Source organism: Thalassospira sp. A40-3 (assembly GCF_015871485.1).
Taxonomy (GTDB): domain Bacteria; phylum Pseudomonadota; class Alphaproteobacteria; order Rhodospirillales; family Thalassospiraceae; genus Thalassospira; species Thalassospira tepidiphila.
On record NZ_CP065428.1, the window covers coordinates 1,939,704 to 1,952,905 of the forward strand.

Sequence of the window (13,202 nt, forward strand, 5' to 3'; positions counted from 1 at the left end):
TCAAAAATCCGGTCATACTCGATGATCATTGATATGATGTTGGTGGCGGGCTTTGATGATGCGGCGAACAGGCCATTCCCCGACGAACAAACTCGCAATCAAAATATATGAAATCAACCCGTTATATAGGGTCCATGTTTCAAGTGTTGCGTAAAGTGCGGTCCACAAGGCAACCAGGCCATTCGCAATAAAAAACGCGATCCATACTTTGGTCAGTCCGCGGGTGTACATCACCCCGAATGTATCTAGTTCCGGTGTTTGCAGGCGGGCGAACCGCTCAATAATCGTCATCCCAGAGAACAGCGACAGCGTAAACACCAGGACAAGCGTCGCACTGATAATGACCGGGTAGAAACGCAAAGCCAAGATCTCGCTGGCAAAGCCTGCTGCGCCGAGGATGACAGCAACGATGCCGGCAATCAGTCCCGCACCATATTTATTGGCGATGAAGAACATAATAGCGCGTGCAATGACAAAGATGATGGCCGCGATCAGGATAATACGTGGGGAAACCGCGCCCAAACCGAAATACACGATAACCGGATAGGCGATGCCCAACAGGGCAATAACGATGGTCAAAATCCGTTTAGGAACTGACCAGGTCATGAATTTTCTCTACCACATCATCGACCGTACGCACCGACCGGAATTCCATGGCCGGGATTTTCTTGCCGGTAATTTCCTGAAACTTCACAATAAGATCAACCGCATCGATACTGTCGAGATCAAGGTCTTCCATCAGGCGGGCATCGGGCTGGATGTCCTCGGCCGGGACTTCGAACATATCGACAAGGTAATCGTGGAGCTGCTGATAAACGTCTTCACGGCTATGCATGATCACCCCTCCTTGCCGGACTGTTCGATGAAGCGCGCAAGGTTGCGGACCGAAGCGAAGTGGGTTTTGACATCTTCGTTCTTGGCATCAATACGTACGTCGTACTTCTTCTGAATGGCGACCCCGAGTTCGAGCGCATCAATGGAATCAAGTCCAAGCCCCTCGACAAAAAGCGGTTCTTCGCCGTCAATTTCTTCGACTGTGACGTCTTCAAGGTTAAGCGTCTCGATAATAAAGGCTTTAAGTTCGTTTTCCAGCGCGGTCATTCTTCAGTCTGTCCACAAAATAATCCCTGATGAACCGGGTAACATACCGGGCCTGTTTGGCACGGCTGAGCTCCGGATCATGCAAATCCCCAAATGCAAGCGGCTTATCCGCCACGATACGATAGCGTATTTTCGATGGTGCGATCCTATACCACGGTACCCCTTTTTTCAGAGTATCGTGATTACAGTGCACAACCACCGGAATCAAGTCGGCTTGTGTTTCTATCGCGATGTTGGCAACGCCACGTTGGAATTTCCCCAATGTTTGGTTGCTTGGCGTGCGGGTTCCTTCCGGAAAAATCAGGATGCACGCACCATCACTCAGATGATATTTCGCCTGTTTAATCAGGTGTTCCGGGTTGTCATCATTGCGAATAAAGCCGGCAGCCCGCACGACACCGAACAAAAACGGATTCCGAAACAGCTGGTGCTTTACGACACATTGGCACTTATCACGCTGTGCCAGGATCATCACAACATCAAGCAGAGTAGGGTGGTTCGCGATGATGATCGACCCGTTTGCTGCACGAAGCTGCGCAATATTCTTGGTTTCGACCGAGGCGACGCCAATTACATCAAGCATTCTGGCAAAAACTCGGAAACCGCGACAAATCACGAGCTGCGCATAGCGCCTTCGCTTTTCGCGGTCCTGAAGTACCAGCATCATGGCCGGAAAAATCGTAAGCGCCATAAAAAGCCCGCCGAGCCCGAAACTGGCAAAGGCAAAGCCCGTGGCTACAAGGCGCCAGTACCAGTTAAAGCCTTTTTGGGTGCCTTTGCGCTGAGGTCCTGGCCGCTGAGCTATATTGTCAGTCATTTTTGGTAACGGTCCAACAGCCGTTGGTTCCGGAAAGTGTGTGTTTTCCTAGACCGCTTTCCAAAAACTCGACAAAGCGTTCTGCCTCGAGAGGTGCCGATATCCGGGGCGTTTCCGAAGTCGTGCCGAATTCGGCCGTGTAGCTGTTGGATTGGCTGGCATGTGATAAAGGTTCGAGCCGCACGGCCAGCGCGGTTCCAGTTTGGTCACCCTGTTCAAGATGTCTGTAAACAGCAGGCAGCGGCAGGTCGATATAGCACAGTATGACGGGCAGGTTGGTGTCATTGATCTGACAAATTGCCTCTGTCATACCGGCGATAAGGCTATCCGGCCCGGCGGCAACGGCAGTATGGCTTTCAGTTATTGACCAATTAATCGATGCGATGCCCACCAGCGCATTGTGAACCGACATGCCAAAGTCGGCCGGAGACAGTGCTTCGTCCGTTATGACCTGGTGCAGAAGCTTTACAGTGCGTTCAATATTTCCGTGTCTTGATGCAAACACGATGTATGGATTGTCGTCTGTGCGCAAGGTTGTCGCCAAGACCTCTGCTGCGGCACGGCCATACAGATCCAGTCGGCGTTTCCATGCCGGTTTCAAACCGCCAGCCAAGTCAGCCTTGCCGATCCCGGTTTTGCTGGATTGAAGCAGCCCGGGCGTTCCGTATTTCAGATCAGCGTGATCGTTAGACCCGCACCAGAACGCCCAGTTTGTAAAGCTGACTTGCACTGCCATAAGTGGCGCGGTCAGTTGGCAAGTGCGGCTTTGGCCGACACTTCACGCAAGATATCCTGACGCAGGTTATTGACCCAACGATTGTAATTGTAATGGATCGAGGTGCCGTCATAGTTCAGGTTTGTACTATCGGCATAGACGATGGAGAATTCGGTTTTGTCAAAGCCGATTCTAACTTTTGCCATGTGCGAGCGTGGCGAGTAGGTGGCGAACAGTACGCCGTCCGCCTGACGGGTAATGATCCAGTCACGGTCGGACGCGGCTTTGATGATGCTTTCTTCAATTTGCGCAAGGCTGAGCTTTTCAGTGCCGGCCGGGAATGCATGGTGAGTGACATTTTCGATAGGTGCCGTACGGCAGGCCGCGACAAGAAGTGTCAACAAACCGACGACGGCAAACTTTAAACGGCGCATATCCAACCTACCAATTTTCGATATTATGTTGTGCATCCGATGCGGATGATTGTTGCATGTTACAACAATACTTAATTGTGTAATGAAACCATGATGAACCATTCAACCAAAACTTGGCCTTCAGACGAAAATTTCCCATCAGTTCCCGTTAATGTTGCGGGAAATGGAAGTGTTTTATGGTCCATTTTGCGATTGGAGCATGGGGCGAACGCAAGCCGTCGCGCACAGCGCCTGCGATCGTCAAGTGCCGCGCAATCAATGCTGCGTAACCTCGCGCTGAAGCATTTAGGACCTTCGCAGGCATTTGAGGTGTCCAAGGAGCCGTCGGGCAGGCCGGTAGTCAGGCTTTCAGATAAAGCCCTGATGGCAAGTATCAGCCATAGCCGAGATTTGGTCTGCGTCGCACTCGGATGCGATGAACAAATCGCGGTTGGCATCGATGTTGAGTTTCACGAACCTGACAGAAATATTGAGGGTATGATCCGGTCGCTTGGCTGGGCCGATGTGGGACTGTCGGCAGGAGCATTTTATAATGAGTGGTGTCTCTATGAGGCACGGTTTAAAGCGACCGGCATTACCGCTCGAAACGAGCAGCCTGAGATGTGCGTTTGTGCCTTGGCGGTGCCGGCGCAGTATAGCGGAATGTTGGTGTGGGCGTCAGAACCCAGCGATAGTTCAAATCGATAATTTGTCATAATATATATTATAGAACTATTCGGTGCTGTGTCGCGTTAGGGCATTTCGACCTCACCTCTGAAGTCTTAGGTGCTTAGTTCACCTCAATAACCAAGCCATCATAAGCTGGTTCGACGTGATCTGGCGTGTCTGCCATCGCCTGTGCGTAGTCAAACTGGATGCTCATGTGCGTCATGTAGACTTGCTTGGGCTTGAACTCTTCGACCCAGCCCAGAAGTTTTTCGAGATGTGCGTGCGTGTTGTGCGGACGATGCCGCAAGCAATCCACGACCCAGACATCCAGATCATAGAGATGATCTTTGGATTCTTCAGGGAACTCAACCACATCCGTTGAATAGGCAAACTTCCCTATCTTGAAACCCAGGGTCTCGCCATAGCCGTGGTCTTGGCTGAACACCGTGATTGGAACCCCTGCTGGCGTGATTGGCCCCGTGATGACATGCGGGATCAATACCGGCTTGAAATAGAACTCAACGCCTTCTGGCAGTGGCGTGAAGACATAATTGAAGCGATGATCAATGTCCGAGATTGTCTGTGCATTTGCATAGATATCAATCGGACGCTCCATGGCGACATTCAACCAGCGAACATCATCAATGCCATGCACATGATCGGCATGTGAATGGGTAAACAGGATGGCATCGACGTGGTCGATCCCGTGCGTCAGCGCCTGCTGGCGAAAATCCGGTGTCACGTCGACAAGGATCTTTTTCCCGGCTTCCTCGATCAGGATCGAGCTGCGTAAACGTTGGTTTTTCGGATTGTTCGGGTCGCACTTTCCCCATCCAAGGCCAACCGATGGCACACCATTTGAGGAGCCGCAGCCAAGGATGGTTACCTTCGTCACTGTTATTCGGCTCCCAGCGCAAGCAGGTTTTTCCGATCAGCTTTTGTGAACAGTGTGAAGAAGTTATCCGTCGTTATTCGCGTGATTTCTTCGATGTCAACACCCTTGATTTCGGCTAGCTTCGCCGCCGTATGGGCAACGTAGCTCGGTTCGTTCGGTTTGCCGCGCTTGGGCACTGGTGCGAGATACGGCGCGTCGGTTTCCACCAGCAGCCGATCCAGCGGTACGTCTTCAACAGCGGCACGAATTTCCTTGGCCGAATTAAAGGTAATGATGCCTGAACAAGAAATATAAAACCCGATCTTCAGAGCGCGCTGCGCCAGAGCAGCGGAGCTCGAAAAGCAGTGAATAACGCCGGTAAACGGCCCCTTTTCATATTCTTCTTCCAGAATATCCATGGTGTCGTCATCGGCATCACGGGTATGGACGATCAAGGGCAAACCCGTTTCGCGGCAAGCCGCGATATGGGCACGAAAGCTTTGCTGCTGCGCATCGCGCGGGGCATTGTCATAGAAATAATCAAGACCGCTTTCGCCGATGCCGATGACTTTCGGGTCGGATGCCTTTTCGATCAGGGCATCCGGGCTTGAAAGCCCCTCCTCGCCCGCTTCGTGTGGATGAACTCCAATCGTGCAATAGATATGATCAGATTGTTCGGCAACCGCGCGGACCTTGTCAAAGGTCGTAAGTTTCACGCCGATGCTGACCATCATGCCAACGCCGGCATTTTTGGCCCGCGCAAGGGTTCCGCTCAGATCATCGGAAAACTGCGGGTAGTCCAGATGGCAGTGGCTGTCGACAAGGGCGACATTCATGCCTTCTCTCCTTCATCCTCGGTCTCGACATAGCGCGGGAAAACGCCAGCCGGTTTCGGAATTTCCGACCCCGGTTTCAGGGCGTTGTTCGGTCCAAGCGCATCAAACCCGCGCTGATCATCGGCCAGCACCAGCTGATCAAGGATTTTGGCCGCGGAGTCCGGCATGATTGGCTGTACAAGGATGCCGACGTGGCGAATGACCTCGGCCAGGACATACAAAACCGTCTCCATGCGCGCCGGATCGGTCTTTTTCAGGCCCCAAGGCGCCATTTCATCGACATAGCGGTTGGCATCACCCACAAGGCTCCAGATCGCTTCCAGCCCCTTGTTGAACGCCTGTTCGTCAAAGAGCGGACGCACGGTATCAAGCATGCCGTGTGCCTTGGCGAGGATTTCCTTGTCTGCGTCGGTGAACTCGCCCGGTGTCGGGATCGCAGCATTACAGTTCTTGTGGATCATCGACAGAACACGCTGGCACATATTGCCAAGATCGTTGGCCAGTTCGCTATTCATGCGGTTGACCATGGAACGATGGGAAAAGTCACCATCATTGCCAAACGGCACTTCACGCATCAGGAAATAACGCGTCTGATCCAGACCATATTTATCGGTCAGGTCATACGGGTCAATCACATTACCGATCGATTTGGAGATCTTCTGGCCTTCGTTGGTCCACCATCCGTGCGCAAAGACTCGCTTCGGCGGTGTGATACCGGCCGCCAGAAGGAAGGCAGGCCAGTAAACAGCATGGAAACGCAGGATATCCTTGCCGACCATATGCAGGTCAGCGGGCCAGTATTTTTCAAGTTTGGCCGGATCTGCATCCGGGTAACCGATCGCGGTCAGATAGTTGGTCAGGGCATCGAGCCAGACATACATGACGTGGTCTTCGTCACCTGGCACCGGAACGCCCCACTTGAAGCTGGTGCGTGATACGGAGAGATCATGCATGCCACCCTTCACAAAGCTTATCACTTCGTTGCGGCGTGATTGCGGTGCGATGAAGTCCGGGTTCTGTTCGTAGAACTCCAGCAGGCGATCACCCCAAGCAGACAGCTTGAAGAAATAACTCGGTTCAGACACCCACTCCACCGGTGCGCCGGTTGGTGCGAGTTTTTCGCCGTCTTTTTCGATCAGTTCCTTCTCGCCGTAGAACGCCTCGTCACGGACCGAATACCAGCCATCATAGGAGCCCAGATAAATCTCGCCCTTTTCAAGCAACGTATTCCAAAGCGCCTGACAGGCCTTTTTGTGACGTTCTTCCGTGGTGCGGATGAAGTCATCGTTGGAATAGTTCATGTGAACGGCAAGATCGCGGAAGTTTTGCGAAACCTGGTCTGTAAACGCCTGCGGGGCAATGCCCTTCGCTGCGGCCGATTTGTCGACCTTTTGACCGTGTTCATCGGTTCCGGTCAGGAACATCACGTCATAACCGTCCAGGCGCTTGAAGCGGGCCAGAACGTCACAGGCAAGCGTGGTATAGGCATGGCCAATATGGGGCTTGTCGTTGACGTAATAGATCGGTGTCGTGATGTAATAGGGCTGTTTGTGCCCGGTCATGGTGGCAAATCCTTCGCGCAAGTCGTGAAACAAAACGGCCCGAAATGGGCCGTGATGGTCAAAATTTCGGCATGTGGGCAGTGATGTCAGGTTCGCATGGTTTCTTCAAGCATGAAGAATGCATTCAGCAAGGCCTGCTTGCGATCAAGATGCAAACCGCGGGTCGCGCCCATCAATTCGTTGATCTTTTCCCATACCTCCAGCCATTGATCAAGCGGTTGCGCGGCTGCCATGCGCTGCATGGCGGGCAATTCACCGTCAACGACTTCGCGGGGCGCCTGCCCTGTGGCGGCAAACCGGATCATTCGCGCAAGCCACCAATGCATCAATTCGGTGATTGTTGCAAAGGCCGCGTCTTTGTCTGCAGGTGAAAATCGCTCTGCAAACTTGTGTTGGGCTGCTACATCGGCATTGGGGAGTGCGGCGATGATATCGACAAGTTCAGTATAAAGCTCAAGCCCGCCCACTTCATGGAGTTGAAGTGCACGACCGATGCTGCCTTCTGCGAGACCCGAAAGTGCGTCACGTGCGCCAAGATCCATATCCGGGCAATAGCGCCCAAGAAGATCGACAACCTGATGATCTTGCAGTGGGCCAAGATTAAGGCGCCGACAGCGCGACCGAATTGTCGGTAGCAACCGTCCCGGATGATGGGCAACAAGGATCATCATGGCGTTGGCTGGCGGTTCTTCGAGAACCTTGAGGATCGCGTTGGCAGCATTGCGGTTCAGTTCATCGGCGGCATCAACAATAACGATCCGCCATCCGCCCTCTGCCGATGTCTTCGACATGAAATTTCCAACCGTCCGCACGCTGGCTACGGTGATTTCGCCCTGCAGGCGTTTCTTCTTGTCGTCGTACTGACGCTCGATAACCTTAAGATCACCATGACCGCCACCGGCAATCCGTCGTGCTACCGGGTCTTCCGGATCGACATAAAGACCGTCATTCTGGTCGCCAAAGAGCCCGGCACCGGCATTGTTTCCGCCGCCGGATAGGATGAAACGTGCCATACGATAGGCAAGCGTTGCCTTGCCGACGCCCTTGGGGCCACAGAGCAGCCAAGCGTGATGCATGCGTTTGCTGTTCCAGGCATCAAGAATGACTTTCTCGGCCTCTTCGTGGCCAAGAAGGGCATCATTGCGTCGCGGCTCAAAGGGGTTTTCTTCTTCGGGAAGGTCGTCCTTGGCCATGATCAGGTCCCCTGCCCGGCAATGCGCCCCTGAACAGCGGCGATGACACGTTCACCTACGCTTTCGATGTCTCCACTGGCGTCAATGACGACACAACGGTCTTTTTCAGTTTCTGCAATTTCGCGGTAACCGTCACGTATGCGCTCGTGAAATGCAAGTCCCATGCGTTCATAGCGGTCCTCAGCGGCACTGACATTGGCAAAACGTGCCCCAGCTCGGTCAAGACCAACTTCAAGCGGCAGATCAAAAATTACGGTCAGATCAGGTTTGAAATCGCCGATCGCCAGTTTCCAAAGATTGCGGATATAGTCTGCACCAAGGCCATGGCCGTAGCCTTGATAGACAACTGATGAGTCTGCGAACCTGTCACAAAGAACGACTTTGCCTTCGGCAAGGGCCGGACGAATGGTGCGTTCAACATGATCGCGACGCGACGCAAACATCAGAAGCGCTTCGGTTACGGCGTCCCAGCGACCGGGATCGCCTGTCAGAATAAGGTTGCGGATTTCCTCGGCACCCGGCGAGCCACCGGGTTCGCGCGTGACGACAACATCCCGGCCCTGCTCGCGGAACCAGGTTGCCAAATGGTGGATCTGGGTGGACTTTCCGCTGCCTTCACCGCCTTCGAAACTGATGAACAAACCGGGCTTCGACTTCACCCGTTTGCCCCCCAGAGAAGATATTTGAAGGCTGCGCCAATACGGCCAACAAATCCAAGGCGTCCGACATCATGGGCGGCATAAAGCGGGAACTCGATGGTGTCCTGATCGGGGACTTCGACCTTAAGTGTTGCGATCTGATCGCCCTGACTGATCGGGGCCGGCACCGGACCATCATAGACGACGGTGACCTTCATATCGCGGCTGGCACTACGCGGCAGTGTCAAAAGGATTTCCTTGTCAGCGACAAGATCAACCTTGGTTTCCGAACCCAACCAAACATTAGCGGAACTGACGGTTTCGCCCTCTGCGAACAGATCGTAGTTGTCAAACTCGCGGAAGCCCCAATCCAGAAGCTTTTGGGACTCCGTGCGACGTTCACGTACAGAATCCAGACCGTTGACCACAAGGATCAACCGACGCCCGTCACGCTCGGCCGAGGCCGTAAGACCGTATCCGGCCGCTTCTGTGTGACCGGTTTTGAGGCCGTCAACACCGGCACTCGTGCCCAGCAGCGGGTTGCGGTTGGGCTGACGGATACCGTTATAGGTGAATTCCTTGACGGAATAGAGCTCGTAAAGGTCCGGGAAACTGCGAATGGTGTCGCGCGCAAGGATGGCAAGATCATGAACTGTCACAAGGTGGCCGTCCGCCGGCCAGCCGGTGGCGTTCTTAAAGACGGACTTGGTCATGCCGATTGCGCGGGCTTCTTCGGTCATTGCCTCGGCAAAGGCTTCTTCGGATCCACCAATTCCCTCTGCGACGACGATTGCCGCGTCATTTCCCGACTGAACGATAATACCGTGCAGTAGGTCAGAGACCGAAACGTTGGAGTTTACCTCGACAAACATTTTCGATCCGCCCTTACGCCAGGCTTTCTCGCTGACGTGGAAGGTGTCGTCCATCGAAACGCGACCGTCCTTGATATACTTGAACAGCATATGAACGGTCATCATTTTGGTCATCGAAGCCGGCTCGGTCAGGGTGTCCCCTTCTTTATCAAGCAGCACTGCGCCAGTATCGAAGTCCATAATGAAAGCTTCACGTGCGCTGGTCTCTATTGCCTGCGCGCTTGCAAAGCTCATCGACATTGCCATGACTGAGCCAAAAATTAAGGCTCCGGCCACTACCCGGTTCAGAGTGCTTTTGAACGGAACTGGCGGCATCAAAGTCATGGCATTCTAACCCTGTAAAATAATTTCTCTATGCACCGGGAAACGGTGTATCCGCTGATTTGCTTATGTCGCAAATTCGGCAGAATTGTGCAACACCAACAAATCCGGCATTCTAATGCGGTCGCATAACCGGCTTTTTTTCAATCAACAGACAGATGTCGCCGAGCCGCCATCAGCACACTCAACGACAACTTTTGCCCCGTTTTGGCCGGTTGCAATCACCCGTTCAAGCAGAATGTCCGCTTCCGGGACAGTTTCTAACGGACCAAGCCGCACGCGGTAAAAGGTCGTGCCCTTGACGTCTATTGACTCAATCTTGCTAGGCGCAAGATCATACAGGCGATTGCGCAGGTTTAAGGCATTGTCATAAATGGAAAAGGCACCTGCCTGGACATAGATCGAAGAAGATGCGACAGGCGCAACTTCAACCACGGCGGCCTCTTCAACCACGCCATCAAATGGTGCGGATTGCACACTGGCACTGGAAGACGGCGGTGTCAGTTTGATACTCGAAGTGGTGGGTTCGCCTGCATCGGTAATGGGGCCGTCATCAAGGCGGACAGTTTCAACAACATCGCGCGGTGCTGCCGTAACGGTGCTTTGTTCGGCCGAGGTAACTTGCGGGGCGGCTTTACCTTGCGCTATTGCTGCGACCTGACGGCTTTCGGCTTCAACCACTTCGACGAGAACCTTCGCCGTACCTTTTCGCTCGAACCCCAGAAGTTGGGCTGCGCGTCGCGACATATCGATGATCCGCCCATGGGCGAATGGTCCACGGTCATTGACCCGAACCTTGATCGACTTGCCATTTTCAAGGTTTGTCACCCGAACGATGCTGGGTAGTGGCAAGGTTCGATGGGCGGCCGAAACCTCATATTGATCAAAAATCTCGCCGTTGGCGGTCTTCTTGCCATGGAATTTGGGGCCATACCAGGATGCAATACCGGTTTCGGTGTATTCGTAATCTACGGCCGGATAATACCACTGGCCGGCAATCTCATATGGATTGCCGATCTTGTAGTTTCCGATTTGGGCAGGTTGTTGTGACTGACCGCCAAGCCGTTTGACGCCATGGACGGCCAGTTGCGTTTCAGCACAGCCCGCCAGCAATACGCCAAATGCAGCAACCGCAAGGGTGATGTGGCATTTGGCTCGCAGATGTGCGAAGGCACTTTTTCGTGGTTTGGGCATCAAGGTGTCCCCGCTTGTAGATGCTCTGTCCATGCTCGTTCAGACATGATGTCCGTTTTCCGGACGTTGTTTTTAACGACCGGCAATCGCATCGGCCAATGTGCCAACCGCAATCGCAAAGTAAGTCGAACGGTTCCAATGCATGATGGTATGGAAATTGTTATAAACCATATATGCGGGACCTTCACCGTCATTTACGATGACAATTGATGCTTCCATGTCAGCCGCAGGCAAATCGGCACCGTTTGGCATGCGAACGCCAAGTTCCTGCCATTCAGAAATTGGTTTGCGGATATCGCGACCTTCAAGCTCGGTATTGAAGTTTTCCGGCAGCGAAATTTTGCGGCCCCAGCGTTCGTCGGCGTGCCATCCGACCGAGGAAAGATAGTTTGCCGCAGAGGCAAAGACGTCTTCCTTGGCCCCCCAAAGATCAATCTTGCCATCTCCGTTTCCGTCGCGTGCATAATTTAGGAAGGTAGATGGCATAAACTGCGCCTGCCCCATGGCGCCGGCCCAAGAACCGGACATGTTTTCAGGCGCGATATGGCCCGCATCGATGATGGTCAGCGCGTTCATCAATTCCTTGCGGAAATATTCAGCACGACGTCCCTCAAATGCCAAGGTCGCAAGTGAATCAACAACGGAATAGCCGCCGGTGAAACGCCCAAATCCGGTTTCAATGCCCCAGAACGCTGTCAGATAATGGCCCGGCACGCCGTATTTTTTGGCCGCGGCGTCAATGATTTCGCGATTTTCGGCGTATTTCTTACGACCTTCATTGATGCGGGATTGCGGCACAACCCGATCAAGATATTGGTCAAAGGTCAGCTTGAATTCCGGCTGACTGCGATCATATTCGATCACTTTGGGGATCGGTTTGGTATTGGCAAAGGCAACGTCAAGTGTGGCATCGGAAATGCCTTTGCTTGCGGCTTCCTTTTTGAATTCAACGAGCCATTCGTCAAATCCCTCGGTGGTGAATTCTGGAAGTTTTTCATCGGTCTGTGCAAAGGCCGGTGCATTTGCCGCCATCAAAGCAACGACGGAGGCGGCAGTCAGTAGTTTCCAGAATTTCATCTAAGCCTCATCCAATCATGTAATCAGTTTTCCGCCCCGGGATCTTTCGGCCCAGGGAACCATGCGTCTGTGCGGCCGGTCCAGTAATAGGCGGTCAAACCAACCCATTCCCGCAAAGCACGGCCCAACGATTTGATACCGTCAGAGACGTTAAGACTTGCTAAATGGATGTCATCTGAGGTGAATCTGTCGACTGGATACGGGATCACATTCCAGCAGGCCTGACGGAATACACCTACCGCCCTTGGCATATGTTGCGCCGAAGTGATTAGTACCCAAGGCTTTTTGGCAAGTTCTGGCCAATCGCGATACACCATCTCCAGAGATTTCGTCGCGTTCTCGTGCGTGTTCCGCGATTTTTTTTCAAAATACATGTTTGACGTCTTCAGGTCCGATTCGTCCAACCAGTTTTTAAGAACCGCTGCTTCACTAAATCCACGCTCTGTCAGATTGCCATCCCCACCAGTGAACAAGACAGGTTTGCCAGGATACAAGCTGGCGAAGCGCAGCATGGTAAAGAGACGATCTGCCGAAGCACCGACATGCATTTCACCGCGTGTAAGGTAACTGGAAGGGTCAAGACTGCCTGCCAGAGTTATCGATCCGGCAAACTCCTGCTCTGTAAGAACAGGTTTATCAAAGCGGGTTTCAAGTGCGCGTGACAAGATTGTGCCAACAGGAATAACCGTGATTAGCAAAGAGAATCCAGTTACGAAAACCAGCCCTCTTATCGCAAATCTGCGCGTTCTCTTGATGATCAGCAGGCAAAACAGAATGGCCAGCAAAAGGCCATGCATGAAAGCTGTATTGATAAGAACACTCAGCGTTTTGGACAGGAAGTAGAACACGTGTGAAAATTCCGAAAAGAATTGGTTTGTATAACGTTATTACCATACTGAAATCAGGATAAATCACCAGCA

The 13,202-nt window shown here is 53.0% G+C and carries 16 protein-coding genes; 1 reads left to right on the forward strand and 15 read right to left on the reverse strand.

The genetic code is table 11. The annotated features are described in order from the left end of the window. Positions 1-12 precede the first annotated feature (12 nt). Genes IT893_RS08760 through IT893_RS08785 form a run of 6 tightly spaced genes read right to left on the reverse strand, consistent with a single transcriptional unit; the run spans position 13 to position 3,067 of the window. On the reverse strand, positions 13-606 hold the full coding sequence (locus IT893_RS08760) for a hypothetical protein (RefSeq protein ID WP_197147477.1): 594 nt from the start codon (positions 604-606) through the stop codon (positions 13-15). Then, positions 587-835, reverse strand: a complete 249-nt coding sequence (locus IT893_RS08765) for an acyl carrier protein (RefSeq protein WP_064781383.1) — start codon at positions 833-835, stop codon at positions 587-589. The genes IT893_RS08760 and IT893_RS08765 overlap by 20 nt, the downstream gene beginning before the upstream one ends. A gap of 2 nt (positions 836-837) precedes the next feature. Further along, entirely contained in the window at positions 838-1,101 is a 264-nt protein-coding gene (locus IT893_RS08770; protein WP_197147478.1) for a phosphopantetheine-binding protein, read from the reverse strand. Continuing rightward, entirely contained in the window at positions 1,076-1,918 is an 843-nt protein-coding gene (locus IT893_RS08775) for a 1-acyl-sn-glycerol-3-phosphate acyltransferase (protein ID WP_197147479.1), read from the reverse strand. The genes IT893_RS08770 and IT893_RS08775 overlap by 26 nt, the downstream gene beginning before the upstream one ends. Beyond that, positions 1,911-2,654 (reverse strand): beta-ketoacyl synthase chain length factor, encoded by a 744-nt coding sequence (locus IT893_RS08780; RefSeq protein ID WP_063089556.1) that lies wholly within the window; start codon positions 2,652-2,654, stop codon positions 1,911-1,913. The genes IT893_RS08775 and IT893_RS08780 overlap by 8 nt, the downstream gene beginning before the upstream one ends. Before the next feature lie 11 nt (positions 2,655-2,665). Beyond that, positions 2,666-3,067: a hypothetical protein gene (locus IT893_RS08785; protein WP_063089558.1), complete on the reverse strand. Its 402-nt coding sequence runs from the start codon at positions 3,065-3,067 to the stop codon at positions 2,666-2,668. A 258-nt stretch (positions 3,068-3,325) separates the two neighbouring features. Here IT893_RS08785 and IT893_RS08790 point away from each other — a divergent pair, with 258 nt between their 5' ends. Then, positions 3,326-3,754 carry a 4'-phosphopantetheinyl transferase superfamily protein gene (locus IT893_RS08790; RefSeq protein ID WP_063089560.1) on the forward strand — a complete coding sequence of 143 codons (429 nt, stop codon included), beginning with the start codon at positions 3,326-3,328 and terminating at the stop codon, positions 3,752-3,754. An 82-nt stretch (positions 3,755-3,836) separates the two neighbouring features. On the opposite strand, the gene IT893_RS08795 is transcribed toward IT893_RS08790, so the two are convergent. The 9 genes from IT893_RS08795 to IT893_RS08835 form a co-directional block, all read right to left on the reverse strand. Beyond that, positions 3,837-4,610, reverse strand: coding sequence for an MBL fold metallo-hydrolase (locus IT893_RS08795; protein ID WP_197147480.1), 774 nt, complete (start codon positions 4,608-4,610; stop codon positions 3,837-3,839). 2 nt (positions 4,611-4,612) lie between these two features. Then, the gene (locus IT893_RS08800; RefSeq protein ID WP_063089563.1) at positions 4,613-5,425 is read right to left on the reverse strand and encodes a TatD family hydrolase; all 813 of its coding nucleotides are present in this window, start codon (positions 5,423-5,425) and stop codon (positions 4,613-4,615) included. After that, the gene (gene metG, locus IT893_RS08805; protein ID WP_063089565.1) at positions 5,422-6,987 is read right to left on the reverse strand and encodes a methionine--tRNA ligase; all 1,566 of its coding nucleotides are present in this window, start codon (positions 6,985-6,987) and stop codon (positions 5,422-5,424) included. The genes IT893_RS08800 and metG overlap by 4 nt, the downstream gene beginning before the upstream one ends. 86 nt (positions 6,988-7,073) lie before the next feature. Continuing rightward, entirely contained in the window at positions 7,074-8,180 is a 1,107-nt protein-coding gene (locus tag IT893_RS08810; protein ID WP_197147481.1) for a DNA polymerase III subunit delta', read from the reverse strand. A gap of 2 nt (positions 8,181-8,182) precedes the next feature. Then, entirely contained in the window at positions 8,183-8,839 is a 657-nt protein-coding gene (gene tmk, locus IT893_RS08815; RefSeq protein ID WP_063089568.1) for a dTMP kinase, read from the reverse strand. Next, on the reverse strand, positions 8,836-9,924 hold the full coding sequence (locus tag IT893_RS08820) for a D-alanyl-D-alanine carboxypeptidase family protein (protein WP_232308443.1): 1,089 nt from the start codon (positions 9,922-9,924) through the stop codon (positions 8,836-8,838). Before IT893_RS08820 ends, tmk begins: the two co-directional genes overlap by 4 nt. Positions 9,925-10,158: 234 nt before the next feature. Then, positions 10,159-11,205 carry a septal ring lytic transglycosylase RlpA family protein gene (locus IT893_RS20230; protein ID WP_063089571.1) on the reverse strand — a complete coding sequence of 349 codons (1,047 nt, stop codon included), beginning with the start codon at positions 11,203-11,205 and terminating at the stop codon, positions 10,159-10,161. A gap of 72 nt (positions 11,206-11,277) precedes the next feature. Continuing rightward, on the reverse strand, positions 11,278-12,282 hold the full coding sequence (locus tag IT893_RS08830) for a lytic transglycosylase domain-containing protein (protein ID WP_063089573.1): 1,005 nt from the start codon (positions 12,280-12,282) through the stop codon (positions 11,278-11,280). 23 nt (positions 12,283-12,305) lie between these two features. Further along, complete coding sequence (locus tag IT893_RS08835; RefSeq protein WP_197147482.1) at positions 12,306-13,130, reverse strand: YdcF family protein; 825 nt, start codon at positions 13,128-13,130, stop codon at positions 12,306-12,308. Between the last annotated feature and the right edge of the window lie 72 nt (positions 13,131-13,202).